23 protein-coding genes and 2 pseudogenes are annotated in these 23,083 nt (G+C 67.3%); 11 read left to right on the top strand and 14 right to left on the bottom strand.

Annotation, left to right across the window (positions count from 1 at the left end):
* Positions 1-199: 199 nt before the first annotated feature.
* Positions 200-1,327: an acyl-CoA dehydrogenase family protein gene (locus tag ACFP3H_RS04290; RefSeq protein ID WP_378599922.1), complete on the bottom strand. Its 1,128-nt coding sequence runs from the start codon at positions 1,325-1,327 to the stop codon at positions 200-202.
* Between the two features lie 93 nt (positions 1,328-1,420).
* On the opposite strand from ACFP3H_RS04290, the gene ACFP3H_RS04285 reads away from it, so the two are divergent.
* On the top strand, positions 1,421-2,116 hold the full coding sequence (locus tag ACFP3H_RS04285) for a winged helix-turn-helix transcriptional regulator (RefSeq protein WP_378599919.1): 696 nt from the start codon (positions 1,421-1,423) through the stop codon (positions 2,114-2,116).
* Between the two features lie 17 nt (positions 2,117-2,133).
* Here ACFP3H_RS04285 and ACFP3H_RS04280 read toward each other — a convergent pair whose 3' ends face one another.
* Positions 2,134-2,682 carry a hypothetical protein gene (locus tag ACFP3H_RS04280; RefSeq protein WP_378599916.1) on the bottom strand — a complete coding sequence of 183 codons (549 nt, stop codon included), beginning with the start codon at positions 2,680-2,682 and terminating at the stop codon, positions 2,134-2,136.
* A 129-nt stretch (positions 2,683-2,811) separates the two neighbouring features.
* Between ACFP3H_RS04280 and ACFP3H_RS04275 the strand changes: the two genes are divergently transcribed.
* Together ACFP3H_RS04275 and ACFP3H_RS04270 are read left to right on the top strand one after the other, a co-directional pair.
* On the top strand, positions 2,812-3,051 hold the full coding sequence (locus tag ACFP3H_RS04275; protein ID WP_378599914.1) for a hypothetical protein: 240 nt from the start codon (positions 2,812-2,814) through the stop codon (positions 3,049-3,051).
* Between the two features lie 50 nt (positions 3,052-3,101).
* Positions 3,102-4,289, top strand: a complete 1,188-nt coding sequence (locus ACFP3H_RS04270; protein ID WP_378599911.1) for a site-specific integrase — start codon at positions 3,102-3,104, stop codon at positions 4,287-4,289.
* On the opposite strand, the pseudogene ACFP3H_RS04265 reads toward ACFP3H_RS04270, so the two are convergent.
* Positions 4,270-4,488 (bottom strand): annotated as a pseudogene (locus tag ACFP3H_RS04265) (DUF3703 domain-containing protein); the annotation flags it as partial. The gene ACFP3H_RS04270 and the pseudogene ACFP3H_RS04265 overlap by 20 nt on opposite strands.
* 440 nt (positions 4,489-4,928) lie before the next feature.
* Here ACFP3H_RS04265 and ACFP3H_RS04260 point away from each other — a divergent pair.
* A complete protein-coding gene (locus tag ACFP3H_RS04260; protein ID WP_378599908.1) occupies positions 4,929-5,141 on the top strand; it encodes a DUF2283 domain-containing protein in 213 nt (70 codons plus the stop codon).
* A 124-nt stretch (positions 5,142-5,265) separates the two neighbouring features.
* Here the strand turns inward: ACFP3H_RS04260 and ACFP3H_RS04255 are convergent.
* From ACFP3H_RS04255 to ACFP3H_RS04245, 3 genes and pseudogenes are all read right to left on the bottom strand, one after another.
* Positions 5,266-5,753: pseudogene (locus ACFP3H_RS04255) on the bottom strand (Tn3 family transposase).
* 12 nt (positions 5,754-5,765) lie between these two features.
* Positions 5,766-6,686: a hypothetical protein gene (locus tag ACFP3H_RS04250; protein ID WP_378599906.1), complete on the bottom strand. Its 921-nt coding sequence runs from the start codon at positions 6,684-6,686 to the stop codon at positions 5,766-5,768.
* 239 nt (positions 6,687-6,925) lie between these two features.
* Positions 6,926-7,411: a nitroreductase family deazaflavin-dependent oxidoreductase gene (locus ACFP3H_RS04245; RefSeq protein WP_378599903.1), complete on the bottom strand. Its 486-nt coding sequence runs from the start codon at positions 7,409-7,411 to the stop codon at positions 6,926-6,928.
* Positions 7,412-7,799: 388 nt separating this feature from the next.
* Between ACFP3H_RS04245 and ACFP3H_RS04240 the strand changes: the two genes are divergently transcribed.
* On the top strand, positions 7,800-8,540 hold the full coding sequence (locus ACFP3H_RS04240; protein ID WP_378599900.1) for a TetR/AcrR family transcriptional regulator: 741 nt from the start codon (positions 7,800-7,802) through the stop codon (positions 8,538-8,540).
* Here the strand turns inward: ACFP3H_RS04240 and ACFP3H_RS04235 are convergent.
* The 4 genes from ACFP3H_RS04235 to ACFP3H_RS04220 form a co-directional block, all read right to left on the bottom strand.
* The gene (locus tag ACFP3H_RS04235; RefSeq protein ID WP_378599898.1) at positions 8,529-9,527 is read right to left on the bottom strand and encodes an AurF N-oxygenase family protein; all 999 of its coding nucleotides are present in this window, start codon (positions 9,525-9,527) and stop codon (positions 8,529-8,531) included. The two genes, ACFP3H_RS04240 and ACFP3H_RS04235, sit on opposite strands and share 12 nt — an antisense overlap.
* A gap of 129 nt (positions 9,528-9,656) precedes the next feature.
* On the bottom strand, positions 9,657-10,250 hold the full coding sequence (locus tag ACFP3H_RS04230) for a hypothetical protein (protein ID WP_378599895.1): 594 nt from the start codon (positions 10,248-10,250) through the stop codon (positions 9,657-9,659).
* Positions 10,251-10,334: 84 nt separating this feature from the next.
* The gene (locus tag ACFP3H_RS04225; RefSeq protein ID WP_378599893.1) at positions 10,335-11,075 is read right to left on the bottom strand and encodes a TetR/AcrR family transcriptional regulator; all 741 of its coding nucleotides are present in this window, start codon (positions 11,073-11,075) and stop codon (positions 10,335-10,337) included.
* A 7-nt stretch (positions 11,076-11,082) separates the two neighbouring features.
* On the bottom strand, positions 11,083-11,796 hold the full coding sequence (locus ACFP3H_RS04220) for a MerR family transcriptional regulator (protein WP_378599890.1): 714 nt from the start codon (positions 11,794-11,796) through the stop codon (positions 11,083-11,085).
* Positions 11,797-11,895: 99 nt separating this feature from the next.
* Here ACFP3H_RS04220 and ACFP3H_RS04215 point away from each other — a divergent pair, with 99 nt between their 5' ends.
* Both ACFP3H_RS04215 and ACFP3H_RS04210 read left to right on the top strand, forming a co-directional pair.
* Entirely contained in the window at positions 11,896-13,623 is a 1,728-nt protein-coding gene (locus ACFP3H_RS04215; RefSeq protein ID WP_378599888.1) for a GMC oxidoreductase, read from the top strand.
* A gap of 88 nt (positions 13,624-13,711) precedes the next feature.
* The gene (locus tag ACFP3H_RS04210) at positions 13,712-13,963 is read left to right on the top strand and encodes a DUF7660 family protein (RefSeq protein ID WP_378599885.1); all 252 of its coding nucleotides are present in this window, start codon (positions 13,712-13,714) and stop codon (positions 13,961-13,963) included.
* 10 nt (positions 13,964-13,973) lie between these two features.
* Here ACFP3H_RS04210 and ACFP3H_RS04205 read toward each other — a convergent pair whose 3' ends face one another.
* Positions 13,974-15,101 carry a protein kinase family protein gene (locus ACFP3H_RS04205; RefSeq protein WP_378601570.1) on the bottom strand — a complete coding sequence of 376 codons (1,128 nt, stop codon included), beginning with the start codon at positions 15,099-15,101 and terminating at the stop codon, positions 13,974-13,976.
* 229 nt (positions 15,102-15,330) lie between these two features.
* On the opposite strand from ACFP3H_RS04205, the gene ACFP3H_RS04200 reads away from it, so the two are divergent.
* Entirely contained in the window at positions 15,331-15,936 is a 606-nt protein-coding gene (locus ACFP3H_RS04200; RefSeq protein WP_378599883.1) for a hypothetical protein, read from the top strand.
* Positions 15,937-16,064: 128 nt separating this feature from the next.
* A complete protein-coding gene (locus ACFP3H_RS04195) occupies positions 16,065-17,882 on the top strand; it encodes a lipase family protein (RefSeq protein WP_378599880.1) in 1,818 nt (605 codons plus the stop codon).
* Here the strand turns inward: ACFP3H_RS04195 and ACFP3H_RS04190 are convergent, their stop codons facing one another.
* Entirely contained in the window at positions 17,883-18,782 is a 900-nt protein-coding gene (locus ACFP3H_RS04190) for a bile acid:sodium symporter family protein (RefSeq protein WP_378599878.1), read from the bottom strand.
* A gap of 381 nt (positions 18,783-19,163) precedes the next feature.
* On the opposite strand from ACFP3H_RS04190, the gene ACFP3H_RS04185 reads away from it, so the two are divergent.
* Positions 19,164-19,547 carry a hypothetical protein gene (locus tag ACFP3H_RS04185; protein WP_378599875.1) on the top strand — a complete coding sequence of 128 codons (384 nt, stop codon included), beginning with the start codon at positions 19,164-19,166 and terminating at the stop codon, positions 19,545-19,547.
* A gap of 69 nt (positions 19,548-19,616) precedes the next feature.
* On the opposite strand, the gene ACFP3H_RS04180 is transcribed toward ACFP3H_RS04185, so the two are convergent.
* Positions 19,617-20,465: a DUF5995 family protein gene (locus ACFP3H_RS04180; RefSeq protein WP_378599873.1), complete on the bottom strand. Its 849-nt coding sequence runs from the start codon at positions 20,463-20,465 to the stop codon at positions 19,617-19,619.
* A 139-nt stretch (positions 20,466-20,604) separates the two neighbouring features.
* Between ACFP3H_RS04180 and ACFP3H_RS04175 the strand changes: the two genes are divergently transcribed.
* The gene (locus ACFP3H_RS04175) at positions 20,605-21,456 is read left to right on the top strand and encodes an NAD(P)H-binding protein (RefSeq protein ID WP_378599870.1); all 852 of its coding nucleotides are present in this window, start codon (positions 20,605-20,607) and stop codon (positions 21,454-21,456) included.
* Positions 21,457-21,492: 36 nt separating this feature from the next.
* Here ACFP3H_RS04175 and ACFP3H_RS04170 read toward each other — a convergent pair whose 3' ends face one another.
* The gene (locus ACFP3H_RS04170) at positions 21,493-23,079 is read right to left on the bottom strand and encodes a regulator (RefSeq protein ID WP_378599868.1); all 1,587 of its coding nucleotides are present in this window, start codon (positions 23,077-23,079) and stop codon (positions 21,493-21,495) included.
* Between the last annotated feature and the right edge of the window lie 4 nt (positions 23,080-23,083).

The raw sequence follows: 23,083 nt of genomic DNA, 5'->3' as shown, positions 1-23,083 counted from the left end.
GACGGACCGGAACAGCTGTCTCACAACAGATCTGGCCACCCCTCGGGCGGCCGCGCACAACTCGGTCAGCCGCTAGGTCAGCAGCCACCACTGTTGCGCGATCATCATCACCGGGCGATTAGACCACCTCCCCGCGAGGTCCGTCACGGGAATATCGCCAGGGCCGTCCTGATCGCTCCGAACGGCCCTGGCGGCGAGGTCAGCCCAGCGGGTTGTGGCCCAGCAGGACCAGGCCGCTGAAGCGGGTCTGCTTGGCGCGGGGCAGCGGGTGGAACTGGACGCCGTGGATGTCGCGGTAGAGGCGTTCCAGGTCGAAGGTGCGGGAATAGCCCGCGCCGCCGGTGGTCTCGATCGCCAGACGCACGGTGGTGATGAGGGCGTCCGCGGCGACGGTCTTGCGGGCCAGGGCGCGGGCGGCGTAGTCGTCGGAGTTGGGGAAGGTCAGGTTCTGCGAGGCGGAGAACATGGCGCCGATCAGGTCCGCGGCGGTGGTGTACGCGTTGAGCATCTCACCGGCCGACTGCACGGTGTGGGACTCGGCGCGGCCCTTCATCAGGCCGGTGGTGATGTCCACGGCGGTGTCGGCCACGCCGAGGTAGGCGGCCAGCACCAGCGGCAGGGCGGCGCCGATCACCACGTTCAGCACCGGCGGCCACGCGCCGGCCGGACGGATCAGCGACACCGCCGCATCCGGCACGAACACCTCCTCGAGCACGACAGTGTGCGAACCGCTGGCCCGCAGACCGAACGTGTCCCAGGTCTTGTCGATGCTCACCCCGGGCGCGCTCAACGGCACCGCGAAATGCAGCACCTGCGGGCCCTCCGCGTCGTAACGCACACTGCTGACCAGCACATCGCCCACCTCGCAGCCGCTGGCGGGCGCCTTGCGCGCACTCACCCGATACCCGCCCTCGACACGCTCGGCCCGACCGTTGGAATCCACCCAGTCCGAGGCGCCGGTGCTGACGAGAATCGCCCCGCCCGCCACCTTGGCGAACACCCCGGAAGCGTCGATGCCGTTGTTGTGGCGCCACACCTGCGCGGCCACCAGGTGCGAATGCATCGCGAACGCCACCGCCGTCGACGGATCGTGGCGACCCAGTTCGCGCAGGATCTCGCCCATCTCCTGATGGGAGGCGCCCCCGCCGCCGAACTCGACGGGCACGAGCGCGGCCGACAGCCCACTCGACCGCAACCGGTCGAACGCGGCGACGGAGATCTCGCCGGTGCGGTCGCGTTCAGCGGCACCGGGACGCAGGGAGGCACCGATCTCGCGGGCCAGGGCGACGCGGTCGGTAGCGGTGATGTCAGAAATCGTGGAAGTCATGTTTCAAAAGGTAGGAACCGCCGCGATAACCAGATAGTCCAGAAAGTGGACTCCTCCGGTACTGAAAATAGACCCCCGTCGGTGAAGGTGACCATGACTGACTCAGCGTCGAGCTACGCCCAATACTGTCCGATCTCGCGCGCCCTGGACGTGCTCGGCGATCGCTGGTCGCTGCTGATCCTGCGCGACCTGTTCCTTGGCACCACCCGCTTCAACGACCTGGCCCGCGGCCTGCCCGGACTCTCGCGCAGCCTGCTGGCCAAACGACTGCGCCAGTTCGAACGCGACGGACTGCTCGACAAGATCGGCGCCGACCACCTGCTCACCGAGGCGGGCACCGCGCTGCAACCGATCCTGTTCGGGCTCGGCGAATGGGGTGCGCGCTGGACCTTCGGCGAACCCCGCGAAGACGAACTGGACCCGGCGCTGCTGGTGTGGTGGATGCACTCACGGGTCGACACCTCATCGCTGCCGGGGCGACGGCACGTGCTGCACGTACGGTTCACCGACGACGTGCGCCGATACTGGATCGTGGTCGAAGCGGGCGTGCCGTCGGTGTGCGAGACCGATCCGGGCTACCCGGTGGACGTGACGATCAGCGCCGAAGTGGCCGCGCTCTACGAGGTGTGGTTGGGGCGGATGCCGCTGTCGCACGCGCAGGCGACCGGGCGGTTGCGTTTCGTCGGGCCGCCCGCGATCACGCGGCGGATGCCGACGGTGTTGCAGCTCAGTCCGGTCGCCGGGGCCGTCGCCGAAGCGGGCTTCGCGCACGCGGCGCGCGCTTCGTAACCTGTTGTCGCCGAGGTTTATTCATTGGTTCGGTGGGCGATCCGCATCGCCCACCGATACAGCTCGGCGGCATCACCGAGCGACTTGCGCGCCGTCCAGCGCGCGAGACTGCCGTTGGCCGCCGACAACAGGTCGAACAGCCCCAGATGCACCCACTCCCACAGCATGCTGTCGAAGTTGTAGGACACCATCGCCCGCTCCACCCGCCGACGGATCTCGACGATCTCGGCCGCCGGAAAACCCGCCGCGAGCAACTGGGCCTCGGTGGCGCGCTGGTGAGCGAGGTCGAAGGAGGTGTCGAGGAACGGTTCGAGCAGATCCGCCCAGATATCGGGACGCCGTCGCACCGGAATCGCGTTGCGGTGACAGAACTTCTCGAGGGCGGGACCGTCACCGGCCGCGACGAACAGGGTCTCCTCGGTGACGGTGCGGATCTCCGGCGGGGTGGCGCTCGGATCGGCGTCGCGGATCTCGGCGAGCGCGAGCACGCCGCGCGGATGCACCGACGCGCCCACGAAAGGGTAGTCGCGAAACCGGATCTCCGTGTCGGCGATGACCACCAGCATCGCTCCATGATGGCGACCCGAACGCATCACCAGGGCCGGTCATGAACAATATCGGACAAAACGTGGCGGTAATCACTACATTGCTCGTAATGTTGGCAAGCCCCGTAACCAAAACGTTAGGGTTTGCACATGGTACGTACCGGAGCAGCAGCCACAGAACCGGACGAACCGAATGTTCCTCTCCCCCAGCAGCATCCGGCCCGTCTAGAACTCGTCGGCGACACACCCGACACCACCGAAGCCCCGGTCGACGCCGTCGACGACCACTTCCCGCGCCTCGGCGACACCAGCTTCCTCACCGGCGCGGCCCGACATCGGCTCGCCGCCTACATCCACACCCAGCTCGCCGAACTCGAAGAAATGCCATGACCAACCACTAGGCTTCCACCCCGGAAGTCATCGGCGGGAGGAGTGGCGAGGTGGTCGAGGCAGCGGTCGTGCTTCCCGAACAGGTCCGCACCGCACTGCGCCAGGGGGTGCGCAGCGTCCTCGTCGACACCGCCGCCCTGCGCCTGGTCCGCGAACGTTTCGACGACAACCAGGCCGGCGCGCTACGCCGCTACCTCGAAGCCTCCCAATCGGCCAACACCCTGCGCGCCTACCGCACCGACTGGGTCGCGTGGGCGGGCTGGTGCGCGGTCGAACAGCGACAGGCGCTCCCGGCCGATCCGCTCGATCTCGCCGTCTACCTCGCGGCCTGCGCCGACGCCCGCCGCGAGGACGGTAGCTGGGCCTTCAGCCCGGCCACCCTCGACCGCAAATCCGCCGCCGTGGCCGCCGTGCACGCCGCGAACGGACTGCCCTCACCCACCCGCTCCGATGTCGTCCGCCTGACCCTGCGCGGCATCCGCCGCACCCGCCGCACCCCACCGACCCGGAAACGGCCGGTCCTGCTGCACACACTCGACCAACTCCTCGCCGAACTCCCCGCCCCCGCCTGGCCCACCGAGCCCGCCCGCCGCCGCGACGCGCTCGCCCTGCTGGTCGGCTTCGCCGGCGCCCTGCGCCGCAGCGAACTCGCCGGCCTGCGAATCAGCGACGTGCACGTGCGCACCGACCACACCACCGGCGAACCGCTCCTCGTCGTACACCTGCCGACAACGAAAACCGACCCGACCGGCATCGCCGAACAGCGCATCGCACTGCCCCGCGGCAAACATCCGCGCACCTGCCCGATCTGCGCGTTCGCCGACTGGGTTCGACTGCTCGAAGTCGACGGCGGCCTCCGAGCGTGGCTGGCGGACAACCCCGTCACCGACCCCACCATCCACCGCTGCCACGGATTCACCGGCACCGCACTCGCGGCCGACGAGAACCGCCCCCTGTTCCCCACCATCAACCGACACGGGACGATCGGCACCGCCGCACTGTCCGGGCGAGCCGTGGCCGAACTCGTCAAACGCTACGCCGCCCGCGCCGGACTCGACCCCGACCTGTTCTCCGGCCACTCCCTGCGCGCCGGTTTCGCCACCCAAGCCGCCCTCGGCGGCGCCAGCGACCGCGAAATCATGCGCCAGGGCCGCTGGTCCAACCCCCGCACCGTCCACGGCTACATCCGCACCGCCAACCCCCTCGAAGACAACGCGGTCACCAAACTCGGGCTCTGAACCGACTACGGCGAGCATCCTCGAGCATGGCGCGAAGGTCATCCGGGATCGGCATCGGTGTAAACAGGCCGACGTCGGATCGACCGGTGTTTCCCAGCGGTGCCCGCCCGATCGCGGAGGCGACGCCCCCGAACGCGAGCCGAACCACCTGGCCGACGGCTTCGCGGCGATCACGGCACCGCAGCGCGAGGCGCAGCATCTCCCATTGTAAAATGGGCCGCGACCAGCATCATCGCGGCAGCAGGGGCCATGGTCGTCGTGGTTGCACCGGCCGAGGCGAGTCCGTGGCCAGGCAGTGGGGGTGCGTGGCCTGGATCGACCGTCCGCGATGACCTGTCGTTCATCGCGATATGCAACAGCGTCGCCAGTTTCACGAATCATGGCCGCCAGCAGGCACAATCACGAGGCATATCCGAAGACATGATGGATCAAGCAATCGCTCAGGCCAACCGCACCGGTAAGCGGTACAAGCGGCAAGGCGCGGACACCATCAAGTACGTCGGAGACAAAGTGTGGGTTGTCTTGAACGGAAAATGCTCTGTCGTGTCAACAGGATGGAACTAACGTGCCCGACCGTGGCTCGAAGGTGACGGGACCGAAGACGACCGAACCGACCTGGAAGGAGTTGTGCTTGTGCGGATGACCTACGACGCGGAAGCGAACGCCGCGATGATCTACCTCAAGGGTCACATCGCAGCAGGGGAATCCATGCGACAGCAGATGATTCCACTGCAAGGGGCCGAGATCGTCTTGGATTTCGACGCGGATGACCTGCTACTCGGCATCGAGGTGATCGGTGCGCGAGAGGCCATCCCAGCTGAGGTGCTCGGCGCGGCTGAACAGATCGGGTGATTCTCTGGTTCGGGCTGCGGGCAGACCGATTAGCACTTGGCTGCCCGCGGCCCGAACCACCCGTCCACGCGACCAGCGCCCACACCATGTTCGTTGATCTCGCGCCGTTACTATCCGAGCCCGGTTATCCAGCGACTGGTTCCCGGGCGAGGTCGAGACGGGTCTTCATGTCGAGCCGGAACCGGCCGTAGGGGTTGATGTTGGACCAGAACAGCGGCGACATCGCCCGGCGTTCGTGCTCGCCGATCAGGTCGTGGAACTGCGGTTCTTCCAAAACGGCTTGCAGCAGCAGGGTATTGATGTGCACCAACGCCGATTGCAGCAGGTGCAACGCCAGCATCGACACCTCCGCGTGTTCCCGATCGGCGCCGGTGAGCTGGGAGTCCTTGCCGTAGAAGACGACTCCGTTGGCGGAGTTCCAGTTCTCCACCACCTGCAACCCGCTGTTGATCTCGCGGCGAAGATCGTGCGCACCGCCCGCCCGAGTTCTTCCAGGGCCTGATAGGTCGGATGCTTCGGGCCGCCTCGGGTGAACCGCCGCAGTATCGACTCCGATTCAGCCGTCCGGCTCCGGCAGCTTCTCCAACTTCGGGACGCTGATCCACTGCTCACCACGGCGCCGCGTCAACCGCACACCACCGGTCGTGCCCTCGGCCAGACCGGTATCGAAGCGGGCCAGGGCCTTGCCCATCCGTTGCCTGAGTCCGTTGATGAACTCCGTCGGGTCCAGCGGCTGGCGGATCGCCGCGTAATGCACTTCGCGGGCGGTGTCGAAATCGCCTGGCAGGTCGTCTTCGGGGTTACGCCATCGGTTCCCGCCCTCGACGTAGATCTCGCGGCGGCGTATCGCGTCGCGCAACGCGACCAGAACACACAACTCGTACGGGATCCGCTCAACCCGACCCTTCTCGTCGACCACCGCCTCGCCATGCCTTCGGCACAACTCCATCCAGCGGGGCGAGGGCGTGTTGGATCGTTGGCCTTGGCCTCACGGACCAGCTCCCGCAACGTCTTCTCCCCGACCACCGGGTACAGGGCGTTCCGCACGATGTCGTCGGGATTGTCGATCGCGGCCTCTGCCAGCTGGAAAAGGACGTTGTCCTTGCCGCGAACCCGGCGCAGATCGGCGGTCAGTTCCTTCCCCACCCGCCGATCTGCCCGAGTGTTTACCTTGTGGACCAGCTCGATCAGCAGGTCCACCAGGGCGTCGGTGATCTCCGCGGAACGCACCCAGCACAGCGCGGCCAACAACGTCAGCCTGATCGAGTCCGGCATGTCGCGCAGATCCGACGGGAACGACCTTGCCGCGCGTGCCCGCCAGCCGTCGACCAGCTTGTCGCTGGCATCGGCGAACAGATCCGCCGGAAGCGCGAGTGCGCGCACCGCGGCGAGCTTGTCCACCTCTCGCAGCAGTGTTTCCAAGCTGACCTTGCCCGGGTCGGACTTCAACTCCGCCAACAAACCCCGGCCGCTGGACAGCGGCGCGGCACTGACCGCGACCAGCTCGCTCAATCTGTCGATCGATGCCTCACTGAGCCGCGACACCGTGCGCTCGCAAAACGTCTTCTCGAAGCTTGCTCGGGCCGAACCGACAATGCGGTCCGCCCGGCCCGGCGGCTCGAGCCGCTCCTTATCTGCACCGTGTGGTGCGCATGGAGTTCGGTGGTGCCGACGTCGCCGGTCAACACCATCAAGCCGGGACGCAGCAGCATCGTCCCTGCCCATCCACCGCGATCGGGGTGTGCCGCCGGCTTTCCCACGCTCGAATTACGCTGTGTCACCGGTTAGCTGATGCGGTCCAGTCGGAAGATGCGGAACTCGCGGCCGTCCGCGAGGCGGTATTCCATTTCGTAGCCAGGCCAGAACTCGACGATCTGGTCCCATACGCGTTTGCGGTCGACGCCGCCGATCTCGGTGACCGTCACCGGGAACGCGGAGCTGCCGTTGAAGCGGGCCGAGGCGGTGCGGGCCGCGCGCAGGTTCGCCGACCAGGCGGGGTGTTGGGGTTTGCCCCAGTTCGAGCCGACGAGGTAGAAGCTGTTGTCGCCCTCGGGAACACACAGCAGCGAGGTGGTGCGTGGCTGACCCGACTTGCGGCCGACCACGGTGATCTCGATCGAGGGCAGCCCGGCCAGGTCGAGCACGCCCCACCGACCGCCGGAGAGCCTGCGCAGCAATCGCTCGGTCGGCAGGACGACGCCCGCGCCGCGCATGACCCAGGGTTGCGACGCGAGAAAGCGCGCGAGGTCTTGTGAGGGATTCCAAACCATCCCCGAATCCTGGCTCGAGGGAACGGAATTCACCCAGTGATGGTGGGTGCTGAGAGGCAAGTCACTCGCGGGACGGGACCCCTCCCCTGTCCGTGCTGGTGAGTTATCGGGTAGCGAGGACATGTTGTCGATCTGGTGCGGTGGGTGTATCGGACTACCGGCATACATAGTTAAATGCGCATATCGCGGTAACTGTATGTATTTCTTGAGACCAGAGGCTTCGTGCATCCGTTCAACACGGGTAGCCCGGTGTGAAATCCACGCCCCTACCAGCAGAAACCGACCGCCCGGCTTACTCCACTCCCCCACCACGACCGGTCGCCTCGAATCCGAGCCCGCTCCCCCGGTACCGGATCGGTGGGTGATGCGTTGCTCTACACTCGGGCGGATGTCGAGCACCGCGTCACGCCCAGCCAGCGCCGTGAGTGGCAGGCAGGCCCGCTGGCAGCCGCACAACGACAGCCGCCGGGAGCGGATCGTGCTGGCCGCGATCGAGCTGATCGAGCAGTCCCCCGCCGGGGTCGAGGTGCCGATCGTGCAGATCGCCGAACACGCCGGGCTCGCGAAATCCGTGGTGTACCGGCAGTTCGCGGGGCGCGACGAATTGGATCGCCGGATCAGAAGCGATGTCGCCGAACGGTTCGTCGGCGATATCGAGGACGCGCTCGACATCGCCGACGGCTCGATCCACAACATTCTGGTGCGCACCATCGGCGCTGTCGTGAGCTGGATCGAAGACCACCCGCGGCTGCGCGACTTCCTGCGCACCGGGCCCTCCGAGACCGACCCCGATGTCGACGCGATGAGCGCGCTCATCGCCACCATCGCGGGCTCGACCAGGGCGCTGGTGAGCGGGCTGGCCGGCGCGGTCGGCGTCACCGACGACGCCTCGGCCGACACGATGACCTTCGCCATCGTGTCCATGACCGAGGCCACCGTCACGCGCTGGTCCAACGACCCCGCACCCGCGCTCACCAAGGACCAACTGATCGAGGAGCTCGCCTCCTACGCCTGGCACGTGGTCGACGGGGTCGCCCGCCGCCACGGCCTCACGCTGGACCCCGATCAACAGTTCACCGAGGTCCTCACCCACCTGATCGCCGGCGACCGACCGGACTCAGGCGGCTGAGCGCGCGCTGCGCTCGGGCTCGCTGCGGTAGCGCGAGACCGGCCCGTCGATTCCGAACTTGCGCCACAGCCAGCGCGCGGCCGGATTCATCAGCTCGAGGTCGGTAGCGAGTTTGCGCATGTCACCGAAGTAGCCCGACAGGATCTTGCGGGAATGCTCCGACTTCCAGAACGCCTGCTCGATCACCTCGCGCGGAATGCCGAACTCGCGCTCGAACGAACGCGGCGGGGCCATGATCTCGTTGGCCAGCCAGCGCATCGCGATCGGGAACGCCAGCGAGCACACCCCACGATTGAACTTGCCCATCTGCCCGATGTGCGCGGTGAGGAAATCGCCGGCGAAGGAGATGTGGCGCGCCTCCTCGGCGATGTGAATCTCCATGGTGCGCAACACCATCGGGGGCATCGTCGCACCCTCGCGGATCACGGCCTTCTGGTAGTGGTCGATCGGTTCCTCGCCGCCGAGGATGCCGATGAACAGAATCGTGTGGGCGTAGCCGCCCGCGACGCCGATCAGCGGCGACAGCGCCCGGAACAGCGGTCGCATGCCGGGCACGTCCACGTTCATGCGGTTGACCAATTCCTGGAACATCTGGATGTGGTTGCACTCTTCGGTCATCTCGTGCAAGCAGTACCGGAACTCCGGCGAACCGTTCGGCAGCTTCATGATGTACTGCATCATCCCGCGGATGAGCACGCTCTCGAACGCGGCGCCGACCTTGATGGCATTGGCCGTGCGCCACTTGCCGATCTCGATCTGCAGAGCCAATGGCTGGTCGCGATACCACTGGGTGGCGCCGAGCGGGTCGACGATCGGTGAGAGCACCCATCGCGGGTCGTTCGGGTCAAGGGCGAGCTCGGGCGAATCCCAGTCGATGTCGAGGTAGGGGTCGAAATGACGGTCGACGGATCCCTGGGACAGGGTCGCCAACGCCTCTCGGTATTCCTCGCTGATGGGTCCGCCACGGCTCGATTCGGTCAGCGTCATCGGTGCCTCCTCGGTATGCGTCCAGCGCGCCCGGCACTGTAAGCGCCGTCACACTGTTTCCCCAGAATATATGAGACTCGGGGTCTCAGGCAACCCCTGGGGCGGAGTGGCGCGGCGGCGTTATCGCGGCTACTCGACGAGCAGAACCACCAGCTGACGAGCCAGCACCGTGTCACCGGGTCCACCGAGCCAGATCAGCGGGCGCCGCTGGTCGAGATGGTCCAGCGCTTCGGGCAGGGAGACGAACACCCGATCCGCGCGCACCACGCAGACCTGCGGCACCGCCTCGGAGACGTCGGGTTCGCCGTCGGCGTCCAGTGCCAGCGAGCCGGTCGACGCGTCGCCCGCCACCGTGTCGCGCACCACCGCCTCGATCAGATCGGCCGAATCCGTGCCCCGGTGCACCACCCGGTGCGACGGGGCGCCCGCCCAGTGATCCAGCCAGGCCGGGCCGGGTTCGACCGCCGCGAGCACCGTCTGCACGCTCATCCCGTAGAGCACGTCGGCGACCGCGGCGGGCAGACCGGCCAGGTCGACGGTGCGCACCAGCGAGCCGTGCTCGCGCAACCGCTCGACGAATCGCTCGATCACCTCGGCGCGTTCGGCCGGGTCGATCAGCGCGTGGCGACCCCCGGACCGCCGCATCGGAACCCGGCGCTCGTCCTCGGGTAGGTCGAGCAGCCCGTCACGGACTCGTCGCAAGATCTCCTCGCGGGAATTCACTCGGGCACACTCCTTCGTTGGCGACGTCCCGGATCGCCGGTCACACAGTCCTCTCCCCACATACCGCGGGAACTCCTCAGATCGCTACCGTACCGACCGGTCCTCTTGATTCGAGTGCGGCGCGGCGAAGCCGAGCGCGCGCAGGAGTTGCTCGACGGTCAGGTCGAAGATCTCGGCACGGTCGGCGAAGGTGTCGCGGCCGTACATGTCGAAGACATCGAAGCTCACGGCGCCGAACAGCGTGGTCCAGGCGGTGAGCGCGGTCGCGAGCACCCGGTCGGGGATCGCCAGGCCGAACTGCTCGCGGATCTTCGCGAAATCGGTCGCGGTGTTCTCGGAGATCGTCGGCCCGGCGGTCGCGACATCGAGCGCGCCGCGGCGGTAGGCGGTGTCGATGATGGCGAGCAGGGTCGCGATCACGCGCACGCCCGGTGTCTCGGTGTCGGCGGCGGGGGCGTCGTAACCGGGGACCGGCGTGCCGAAAAGCAGGCCGTACCAAGCGGGTTCGGCCATGGCCCAGGTCCGCACCGCGTGCGCGGTCACCCGGAAGCGGGTCGCGGGATCGTCGGGTGCGTCGGCCAGTGCCGCGTCGACGGCGTCGCCGAGGGCGTTGTAGCCGTCGATCACCAGCATGGTCAGCAGCTCGTCGCGACTGCTGACGTAGCGATACACCGCCGAGGACACCATGCCCAGATCGCGGGCCACCGCGCGCAACGACAGCGCCGCGGCGCCGTGGGTGGCGAGGTGCTCGCGGCCGACACGTTGGATGTCGGCGATCGTGCGCGCGCGGGCCAGTGCGCGCGGACCCGGCTGCTCGGAGCTCATCGCTCGATCATCGCCCACTCGCCGCGCGGGCCGGATCGCGGTGTCGGGTCGGATCCTCGACGGCGGCGACGCGTTCGATCTCGGCGGCCAGGGTCGCACCGCCCACCTCCCACGCGACCGCGAGCATCCGTTCACGGAAGCGCAGCAGGTCGCCCTCCACGCCCTCGCCGCCGTAGCCGGTGCCCGCGGCGTCGCGGACCGTCTGCACGAGTTCCTCGGCGAGGCCGGTGATGCGGGTCTGGACCATGGTGCGTAACACCCCGCTCAGGGTGATGTCGATGCCGACGTCGTAGAGCACCAGGGCCGCTTTGAACATCGAGCGGTCCGCGACGAACCAGCGCGCGCCGCGGCGTTGCAGGTAGCCCGCCGCGACCAGATCGGCCAGCACATCGGCGCCGCGGTCGCCCAGCATCGCCGCGACCTCGGCCTCGTCGAGGGAGGTCGAACGTTCGACGCTCTGGCTCGCGCGCGGGTCGAACAGGGTGCGCCAGTCCCCCGCCTGCGGTTCGGCGTCGAACACCTCACGGATGGCGTCCAGGCGCAGTCCGCGCGCCTGCATGGCGAGGATGTCGCGCAACCGGTCCAGGTGCGACTCGGCGTAGACGACTTCCTTGCCCGCGCGGTCGGGCTTGGGCAGCACGCCCAGTGAGTGGTAGTAACGGATGGTGCGCGGCGCGACGCCGCTGAGGTCGGCGAGTTCCGCTCGGGTGTATCGGGCCACCCGACCAGCATAGAACCGCCCGCCACCTACGTTGACAGCTCTGGCTGTCGCCATTAGCGTTACTCAGGTCACTGTCGACACCGATCGAGGAGCTTCTCCATGTCCGAGCGCACCACCGACTTCGATGTCCTGATCGTCGGTTCCGGATTCGGTGGCAGTGTCACCGCCCTGCGCCTGGTCGAGAAGGGCTACACCGTCGGCGTCATCGAGGCGGGTCGCCGCTTCGCCGATGACGAACTGCCCAAAACCAGCTGGGACCTGCGCAAATTCGTGTGGGCGCCGAAGCTGGGCTGTTACGGCATCCAGCGCATCCACCCGCTGCGCGACGTGCTCATCCTGGGCGGCGCCGGCGTCGGCGGCGGTTCGCTGAACTACGCCAACACCCTCTACGTGCCGCCGGAGCCGTTCTTCCAGGACCCGCAGTGGCGCGAGATCACCGACTGGCGCGCGGAGCTCACGCCTTATTACGAGCAGGCGAAGAAGATGCTCGGTGTTGTGACGAATCCCCATATGACACCGGCCGACGAGATCTTCAAAGCCGTCGCCGAGGACATGGGCGTCGGCGACACCTTCGTGCAGACGCCCGTCGGCGTGTTCTTCGGAACGCCCGGCAAGACCGAGGCCGACCCGTACTTCGGCGGCGCCGGCCCCGAGCGCACCGGGTGCGTGGAATGCGGCGACTGCATGGTCGGCTGCAAGTTCGGCGCCAAGAACACCCTGGTGAAGAACTACCTCTACCTCGCCGAAAAGGCCGGGGCACAGGTCATTCCGATGACAACCGTGTCGGCGCTGCGGCCGCTGCCCGACGGCACCTGGGACGTGTCGACCGAGCGCACCGGCGCGTGGGTGCGCAAGGCGCCCAAGACCCTGACCGCCAAGCACGTGGTGCTCGCCGCGGGCACCCTCGGCACCCAGAAGTTGCTGCACGCGATGCGCGACGAAGGCGCACTGCCGAAGCTGTCGAACCAGTTGGGGCTGCTGACCCGCACCAACTCCGAGTCGATCGTCGGCGCCGCGACCAAGGTCCTCGGCCCCGATCAGGACTTCACCAAGGGCGTGGCCATCACGTCCTCGATCCACCCCACCCCCGACACCCACGTCGAACCGGTCCGCTACGGCAAGGGCTCGAACTCGATGGGCATGCTGCAGACCCTCATGGTCGACGGCGGCGGCCGAGTGCCGCGCTGGCTGCGCTTCCTCGGCCTCATCCTGTCGAACCCGCTGGTCTTCCTGCGCTTCCTCAGCGTGAAGAACTGGAGCGAGCGCACCATCATCTCGCTGGTCATGCAGCACCTGGACAACTCGATCACCACCTACACCAAGCGCGGCCTGTTCGGCGGCCGCAAGCTCACCTCCAAACAGGGCCACGGCCAACCGAACCCGACCTGGATCCCCGCGGGCAACGACGTGACCCGCCGGGTCGCGGAGAAGATCGGCGGCGTCGCCGGCGGCACCTGGGGCGACGTGTTCAACGTCCCGATGACCGCCCACTTCCTCGGCGGCGCGGCGATCGGCGCCGACCCCGAACACGGCGTGATCGACGCCTACCACCGCGTCTACGGCTACCCGACCCTCAGCGTCGTCGACGGCGCCGCCGTCTCGGCCAACCTCGGCGTGAACCCGTCCCTCACCATCACCGCCCAGGCTGAACGGGCCGCCGCCTACTGGCCGAACAAGGGCGAGGTCGACAACCGCCCCGAGCAGGGGGCCGGGTACACCCGCATCGCGGCTGTCGCGCCCGTGGCGCCGGTGGTGCCCGCGGGGGCGCCTGCGGCGTTGGTGTTGCCGATCGTGGAGATCCGCAGTACGGAGAAGACTGCGGGCTGATTCTGGGTTCCACACGGCTGTGGGCTACAGGCTCGCGCCCACAGCCGTCGGTGGTCCGTAACCCGTTGTGGCTCGCTAGGATTCGCCGATGCTGCTCTCCCCCGATGACGAGATCCTGACCAAGGCCGAGTTCGTGGCGTGCGTCGACAACCTGCGCATCGACCTGCTCGAGAATCCCGAGCAGTGGGAGAACGTCACCCTGGAGTCGTTCTTGGAGGCGTTGGGAGCGTGGGTGGACGGTTCGGACGGCTGGTACCGGAATCACGGAAAAGAGTTGCCGCACAACAGAGACTGGACCTTTTTCGCCCGCGCTCTGGAGGCCGCAGCGGTGTACGAGTAGTTGTCCGGGATCACACCGGCTGAACGAACCCCGGGGGCTGGTTGTCCAACAGGCGGCGGATCTCCTCGTCCGGATACGGGGTGCTCCGACTGGTCTGCTGGAAGGCGCGGGTGAACGCGGACATCGCCGCGGCGACCGGTGCGTGCCGGGTCAGTACTGCGGCGGTTCCCCCGGGGATGTCCTCCGGAGGCTTGCCGTCGGCGATGGCGCGCACCATTGTGGCGCGGCTCTCTCGGTCGTCCCGTCGAAGCTTGTAAAGAGCGGTGAGCAGCCAGTTCACCAGGTAGGTGACGCTGAAGGCGCGGTCATAGCTCTGGTTCCGGTCGAAGAACGCGGTTTCCGGTGGCGAGAGGTCGAATTCGGAGGAGAGCGCGAGGCCGTAGTCGGCGAAGTAGAGGCGTCGGCCGTCGGTGAGGATGTTCTGGAAGTGCGCGTCGAGGTGCAGGAGCCCACGGCTGTTCATGAACGCGGTGCCTGCGGCCAGTCCCCGCTCCACCATGGCGCAGGCCCGGTCGGTGGCCTCCTCACCCGCCTCGACCTGGGTGTTCAACCAGTCGTGCAGGGTGTGCGGGAGGTATTCCAGGAACAGCGCAATGCTCGCCGAAGAGTCACGGAGAGCCTCGATTCGGCGGCGTATCTCCGGGCTCCCGTCCCAATAGGCGACGGCGCGGTCGATGTCGGCGAGCTCGGTCGGCAGCGACGAGGTGTCCGGCAGCACCCGCCAGTGGTACATCAGCGGGAAGCCCCCGTATTCGGCGGCGAGAACCCAGTTCGTCGTCATGGTGTGCACGGCGAGCTCACGCCAGGCCCCGAAGCCCGCCCCGCCGACGAGGCCGACGCCGTAGTGGTGGAACATCGGCAGATCGAACAGGTTCGCCGTAGATCGGACATGCTGCCGTTCCAGGCCGGAGAGTGGGACTCGCTTCACGAAGACCGGGGCCCCGGCCACCTCGAGCAACGCCGTCTTTCCACCGATCCCGGACCCGATCGGCACGGCCGCACCGACGAGTTCGCCTATCACGTGGTCGCTGTGCTGCGCCAGCGCCATAGAGACGGCGCTGTGAGCACGCAGGCGCGCCGGGTGCGACCTGTCAACGGACGCCGCCGGGTCCTGGGATCTCAGGTCCCTGTCGCGCATGACCACGAGCCCCCCAACTGCACTCGCGATTCCATCGCGATCAACGGCTAGCCTACCGCGATCCTGAAACCCGGAAAGGGCGCTGGTCACGCTGACCGAACCGGTCAGCTCGATTCGGCGAAACATCAACGGGCGGTGCCGATTCGGAGCCGTTCGGACACGCGAACTCCGAGACGCGAATACGTGCCTTGGGAGCTGCTCGGTCGGACTGCGGTGCTAGCTTGCGCAGATGGGAAACGGGGTTGAGGCGCTGGCTCGTGAGGTCGCTGAGAAGGTCGACAGAATACGGAGTCTTCTGGCTGAGTCGTCCGAGAACGAGTTCGTAGCAACATTCGGGGCGGGAGTTGAACTCGACTCCGCGGCGATCCTCGATGAGTACTGCCGAACAATGGATTTCAGCATCGAGCAGGGTTGGGTGTCGAGTGGCAACCGAGCTGAGTGGCCCGCTCTCGTCGTTCCGGAGGCTTTGACAGCTCTCTACCGGATTACCAACGCCGCGACCGCGGGTTATGTCGGGCTGTTCGACAAGTTCTGTAAGGGGGACATCATGGATCCCGACGGTGAGGTTCACCGCAGCGAAGAGCACTGGCTGCAAGTTGGTTTGATCGGCAACGACCAGTTCTCGGTGAGTTTGATGTCGGGCGAGGTCATGTTCGCTGATCAGTACTTTTGGCGCTATGGCGAGCAGGACAGCTCCCGGATCGTTGCGCCGGACATGCTGACCTTCTTCGATGAGTACATGATCGGGCCGAAGTACCGGGAGTTCCTCGTAGATGACGAGGCGGAACGCCCCGGGAGTTGGTTTCGTTTCCTGTTGGACTACGGGTTCGCGTGACCGCAGTGGCGTAGCGATCTCGTTGGCCAGTGGAGTGTCGGGTCCGCCCTTCTGACCAGCTCAGGCGATATCCTTCGCTCACCTCGGCGCGTTGCTTCTGCTGGTCGGCTGACGATCAGGAGTCGGGGGTGCTGGCTGAACCCGCGGCGGAAGAGGGTGCGTTGAGCGACGAATCGTTGGGCGAACAGGACGTGGCGGGGAGCGGCGGGGGTTCGGCGCGTGGTCGGGTTCTGGGATCGACACCGCTTCGCATGGTGATCGGGATCGCCGCCGTCGCGGTGGGTGTGCTGCTGTTCCTCGCTCCGATGCACGTGCGAACGGTCGCTCTGGTCACCGGTGTCGGGTTCGTTCTCGTGGGGGTCGCGACGGCGTTGATCCCTCTCGCGGCGGAGAGGGTCAGAGTTCCGCTTTCCGCGCGGGTGCTCGGCGGTGTACTAGGCGTGCTGGGTGCGGCGATGGTGGTGTGGCCGAGCGCTGGGACGCCGGGGCTCGCCTTTCTCATAGGGACGGCGCTAATCGTTCACGGGGTGCTCGCCCTGTGGCAGGTGGTGCGGGCGGGCGGTGCCGACCAGCGCGTCACGGCGGCGCTCGCCGCGATCGCGAGTATTACTGTCGGCGTGGTCGCGTTCGCGTGGCCGGTTCTCACGATCGTGTTGTTCCGGTTCGGGGTTGCGGCGTGGTTCATCTTCTTCGGGTTGCAGCTGCTGTTCACCGCGCTTGTCCGGAGGCGGCACCGACACCGCTGGATCCGCACCATCGCCGCCGCTTCGGCACTCACGATCGCGGTACTGCTCGCCTACGGCAGCGTTCGACTCCTCTCCGGCGTGCCGCTGCCCGAACCCGGGCCCTTCTACACAGCGCCCGACAACGTGCCGCGCGAGCCGGGCCGACTGCTGCGCTCCGAGCCGCTCGACCAAGGCGTGCCCGACGGTGCGCGCGGATGGCGAATCCTTTACACGACAACACATCCCGATGGGACGCCCGCCATCTCGAGTGGCACGATCCTCGCCCCCGAGGACCCCTCGGACACTCCGTTTCCCCTGCTGACCGTCGCCCACGGCACCACCGGAATCGCACCGAAATGCGCGCCGTCGCTGTCCCCCACGCCGTTCGACGACGGCGCGGGGACCGCACTCCAGGAGATGGTGACCCAGCACGGCTGGGTCGCGGTGACCTCGGACTACATCGGGCTCGGGACGCAAGGCACCCACCCCTACCTCGTCGGCGAGGCCGAGGCGCGCAATGTGCTCGACGCCTCGCGGGCGGCGCGGCAGTTCGATGAGATCTCGACGACCACCGACACCGTCGTGTGGGGGCATTCGCAGGGCGGCCAAGCCGCATTGTGGACCGGACAGATCGCGGGCAGCTACGCCCCCGAGTTCCATATCAAGGGCGTCGCCGCCTTCGCGCCCGCCGCTGACCTCTTCGGGCTCGCCGAATCCGACAAATCCGAGGTCGGCGGCAAGACCATCTCCGCCTACATCGCGAACACCTGGAACGACCTCTACCCCCTACTCCAGCTCACCGACCACCTGACCCCTGGTTCGAAGCACGGTGTCGAGAAGATCCGAAACCTGTGCTTCAACGGCAAAGACGCACTCTCCGCAATCCTGCGCGGCTCACAAATCCCGAATCAGGTCTTCCCGGATCAACTCCTCGACGGCGAATTCGGCACCTTGTTGAAGGGCCAGACTCCCGTCGGTCCTTTCCCCGCCCCGGTGCTGGTCGCCCAAGGTCTCGCCGATCCTCTCGTCAAGCCTGAGCTGCAACAGAATTGGGTCGATGCCCGCTGCGAGTCGGGCGAACCGATCGACTACCGCACCTTCCCCGGTCTCAGCCACATGAGCCTCGTCGCCGCCGACTCACCGCTCACCCCACAGATCGTCCAATGGACCCTCGACCGCTGGACGGGCGCCACCCCGACCCCCACCTGCGACGCCGGGTGATCAACGATCCGCTTGCTCCGCCGCGCCCACGACGGTCTGTCGGCCCGCGATCCGGCGGCTGAGGATCGCGCCGACCAGCGCGGCGAGCGGTGTCATCAGCACCGCGTACACCGCGGCGGGCACGGCGACGCGTGGTTCGTCCAGCACGCTGACCGCGATGGCGATGGCGATCGCGCTGTTGTGGACACCGATCTCCATCGACGAGGCGATCGCCTGCGGCGGCGAGATTCCGAACGCGCGCGGTACCACGAAGCCGGTAACCAGGCTGATCACACAGAAGGTCGCCGCGATCGCGCCCACCTCGAAGAAGTAGTCGCCGAGCTGTGCGCGGTCGGCGACCATCGTGGCGATCACGAGGCCGGCCAACAGCGCGATCGAAGCGATTCGCACGGGCCGGTCCATCCTGGCCGCGAAATCGGGTGCCCGGCGACGTACGAGCATCCCGATCAGAACCGGACCGAGCACGATGACGACAACCTGCAGTGTCTTGCCGAACTGCAGCCCGAGCTGGTCGGCCTGCGCGGGCGCGAAATGGCCGATGGCCAGGTTGGTGACCACCGGGATACTCACCACACAGAGAACCGAATTCACTGCTGTGAGTGAGACATTGAGCGCCACATCGCCTCGGAACAGATGACTGAACAGGTTCGCCGTCGCGCCGCCGGGCGAGGCGGCCAGCAGCATCATGCCGACAGCCGACAGCGGCGGTAGGTCGAACGCGGTCACCAGGAAGAACGCCACCGTCGGCAACACCACCACCTGACAGGCCAGCGCGACGCAGACCGCCTTGGGCGCGCGCAGCACCCGGGCGAAGTCGGCGACGGTCAGTGACAATCCGAGCCCGAACATGATGACCGCGAGCGCGCCGGGCAACGCGGTCGAGACGAGCGACGAGTTCATCGCTTGTTACCCCACATCGGCGAGACGCCCTCCATCAGGTCTTACGTCGCTTGCCATGCCAGGCCACCTTCCGAGATTGGAATGTACGTAGATCTATTGGTTAGAACGTTCATCTACCCAAAAGGGTTCATGCGATCTGGTGAGGGAAACCTCGCATCCGGCGAGGCGATCAATCCTGTTGTCGCGCCGTCTAACACCCGGCCGCAGCAAAGCAGCTAGCCGATTCCGGTCGAACAATCTGTGACCGAATATTAGTGACCGCCGATTCCGCTGGTCACTGCCACAGCGACATGCTTCACTGCCGGACAACACCTTTCAATCGCTCTACGCTTTCCCCGCCCGAGCCCCGGGCACAGCAGGACGACGAGGAGGAAAAGCAGAATGAACAACCCGATCAAGCAACGCAGCCCGTGGGGTGGGTGGTGGCTCATCGGCATCACCATAGGGATCTACTACCTCGTCTGGTTCCACAAGGTCAATGCCGAACTCGCCGCAGCCACCGGGCAGCCGCACGCCGCATGGGGCCGGTGGTGGAACCAGATCATCCCGATCTGGGGCTGCGTCGGCATCTACCGCACCGCACAGCGAATCAACGAAGCGCACGCCGCCCGCAACTCCTCGGTGCAGGTGTCCCCGCTGATCGCTTGGCTGGTCGCGCCGATCTGGTTCTTCTCGCAGCAGCGATACCTGCAGCGCCGAGTCAACTCACTCGGTGACCTGATCGCGGCGCAGGGCTCGGCCGACCCGCGGCCCCTGGCAGCCTGATGACCGGAGGTCCGGCACGAGAGCCGGACCTCCGGCATTACTGTGCGACGGTGGCAGAGCCGATCGGGTTCAGAGGGCGTTGATGCGGGCCAAGGCGTCGAAGGCCAGGTCGGCGGCTTGCCAGAGGGTGGTTATCTCGGTGTGGATGGTGGGGGCTAGGGCGGGGTTTTGGAGGGCAAGGCCGTTGGTGAAGATGACGGTGTTGGCGGCCAGGTCGGCCGCGATGAGCATTTGTTCGGTGGCTACGCCCGCGCCGAAGAGTTGGTCCAGACCTTCGCCGACGAAGTAGAAGTGCCAGAGCGGACCGAGGTCGGCGTTGTAAGCCGCCCTGGTGCGGTCGACGATGGTGTCGCCCGCGGCGGCGATGCTTGCCACGATTGTGAAGTAATCGGGGGCGTTCTCCGGTGTGCTGCCTACTGCGGCGACGGCGTAGGAGAGGTCGACGGTGAGGTGGGCGTTGTAGCCGGCCATGGCGGTGCGCGCGCGGGAGGCGGTGCAGTCTTGGGCGAGGGCGAAGTAGTGCGCCCATTGGGGATCTGGGGTGCCGCCGGTGAATTCGGCGTGGAGGTTATCGAGGAAGCGGCGCAGCAGGTCGTAGCTGATGGCGTGGGCGTAGTCGCGGTCGGCGAAAGCGGCCGGGTCGCGTTGCAGGGGCATCACGGCGGCGTATTCGACACCGTCGAGGCCGATGGCGAACAGGCCGCGCAGGTCGCGGTGGTCGACGAGGATCTCGGTGATCCGGTGGTGGCGGTCGACGGCGTCCTCGAGTCGGGCCAGGCCGGTGCCGGGGATCGTGGCGGTGTCGGAGAGCCGGGCGATCTCGGCGACGTCGGTCTGGGACAGGGTCGAACCGCAGGCGGTGTCCCGGACGGCCGCCTGGGCGGGGTTCGCGGGCAGGGCCAGGGTCACGACCGCCACGCAGGCGGCTATTCCACTCGATACGCGCACGCGCCGATTTCACCACCTCGGCGAGTGTTCCGCGCGCGGACTCGCCCATCCCGACGAATCGGTGGGCGTGTCGGTGCCGCCGAGCCCGGCATCGTCATAGCCTGGACCGATGCCGGAAACGATCGCGATCTCAGGGGCCAGTGGACACATCGGCGGCCGGGTGGCACAGATTCTCGCCGGGTCCGGTGACCGCCGGTTGCGACTGCTCGGACGCGATGTCTCCCACATCGCGGCGCTGCCCGACGCCACCGCCGCGCGCATCGAGTTCAGCGATCCCGCGACGGTCGCGGACGCGCTCGAAGGGGTGCACACGTTCTTCTTCGTTTCGGCCACCGAGAGCGCCGACCGAGCCGCCCAACAGCGGGAGGTGGTCACGGCGGCGAGATCTGTTGGGGTCCAACGGATCGTGTATCTGTCGTACGTCGGCGCGGCGCCCGAAGCCACGTTCACCTACGCCCGCGATCACTACGACACCGAGCAGGCCGTCCGGGAGTCCGGGCTGGCGTTCACCTTCCTGCGCGACAACCAGTATCAGGACATCATCCCGCACCTCGCCGATGCCGACGGCGTGATCGCGGGACCCGCCGGTACGGGCGAGGTTGCCGCTGTTCTGCGCGCCGATGTCGCCGATTGTGCTGCGGCGGTGTTGAGTTCGAGCGAATACGACGGCGATACCTTCGATGTGACCGGTCCGCGCGCGTTCACGTTGGCGACCGCCGCCGCCGAGATGACCCAGATACTGGGCCGCCCGTACAGTTTCGTGGATCAGACGGTGGAGCAGGCCTACGCATCGCGGGCGAAATACCATGCGCCGCAATGGGAGGTGGATGGGTGGGTGAGCACCTACACCGCGATTGCGCGGGGCGACCTCGAACACGCCACGGACACGGTCTTGAAACTGACCGGCCACCCGGCCACCGACTTTCGGGAGTTCCTCTCCGCGCTGGCGAAAAGGCACTGACCCGGCTCGGAGTACACCGAGCCGGGTCAGCGTGTATTACGCCTCGGCCTTCTCCGGCGAAGGTTCCGTGGTGGGGGTGGGGGTCGGGAGGAAGGAGTAGGCGAGGCAGACGAGGGCGAAGAAGAGGTAGCCGAGGGCCACGCTGGGGGCGGCTGCCCATTCGACGGCGTGGGCGTGGATCAGGCCGATCCAGCTGAGGGTGGCGCCGATCAGGGCTGCTACGCCTGCGGCTCGGAAGCGTTTGTCGAGGATGAAGGTGACTATCGCGCCGAGGATCAGGCCGGCCAGGACCGCGCCGGAGCCGAGGGTTTTGAGGCCGTCGTAGACGACGCCTGCTTGGCCGAGGGCTTCGGAGCCGACCTTGGTGGCCGAGGTTCCGGCGGCGGAGAGGGCGTTGTCGATCTGGGTGACCGCCCATTCGGCGAGGTTGGGGAGCAGGGCGGCGACGACGGCGACGGCGTGGAGGCGTGGGACGGCTTGGAAGGCTTGGGCGCCGATGAGCAGGCCGATGTAGAGCAGGATGGGGACGATGGCGGGGATGGGGAGCAGGGTGGCGAGGATGCCGAAAAGGCCCAGCAGGCACATGATTGCGATGGTGGCACCGGCGGCGAGGGAGTAGCCGGTGCGGCCGCCCGCGTCCTTCCAGCCGGGGTGGCCGATGTAGACGGCGGGCGGGAACGGGGAGCCGAAACCGGCGCCGAGGACCGCGCCGAAGCCGTCGGCGAGCAGGACGCTGCGCAGGTTGTAGTTGTCGCCCGCGGCGGCGGCGCTCTCCACGTTGCTCATGGCTTCGGTGAAGTTGTAGATGCCGAGGGGGATGGCGGTGGCCAGCAGGGGGGCGAGGTTGCTCAGGCCGTCGAAGAGCAAGTCGAGGCGCAGGTCGGGCAGGCCGAGGGCGATGTCGCTGGCGGCCTGGGCGACGTCGGGGGCCGACATGTAGCCGCCGATCCAGCCGATCGCGGTGCCCACGAGCAGGGCGACGAGGCCGACGGGGATGTTGCCGGGCAGGCGCACGTCGGTGAAGAAGCCGATCAGGATGATCGCCAGCACGGGCAGACCGATCCAGGCCACCTCCCACATCTGCGCGGCGGGGCGCATGGCGATGAAGGTGATGGAGATGCCCGCCAGGGTGCCGAGCATGGCGGCACGCGGGGTGACCTTGCGGATGTAGGGGCCGACGAAGGCGCCGATCATCACGATCACGCCGATCATGAACGCCCACGCCAGGCCGGCGGCCCACGCCCGCAACGGATCTCCGGTGGTGAGGTAGATCGGCAGCATGACCACGAAGACCACGATGAACATGTGCGGCACGCTCGGGCCGTAGGGCAGCGCGGTCACATCGGTGCGGCCTTCGCGTCGGGCGAGGCGGCGGGCCAGGATCATGTAGTAGAGGTTGCCCAGCACCAGGGCGATGCCGAGGGCGGGCAGGACCGTGCCGAGCACGTCGGTGCTGGGGATCTTCACCACGGCGATGGTGAGGGTGGTCAGGGTGAGGACGTTGACCAAGATGTTGAACGCCAGGCCGAAGAAGGCGTTGGTGTCGCCGCGGGTCCACCACGGAAGGGCAAGGGGCACAGGGGGTTCGGAGGCGGTGGTTTTTGTCGAGGTGTCGACGGACATGGTG

The sequence above is a fragment of the Nocardia lasii genome, from assembly GCF_042658545.1.
Classification (GTDB): Bacteria; Actinomycetota; Actinomycetes; order Mycobacteriales; family Mycobacteriaceae; genus Nocardia; species Nocardia lasii.
The sequence above is the reverse complement of the archived record's forward strand: the minus strand, read 5'-3'. Positions and strand labels throughout refer to the sequence as shown.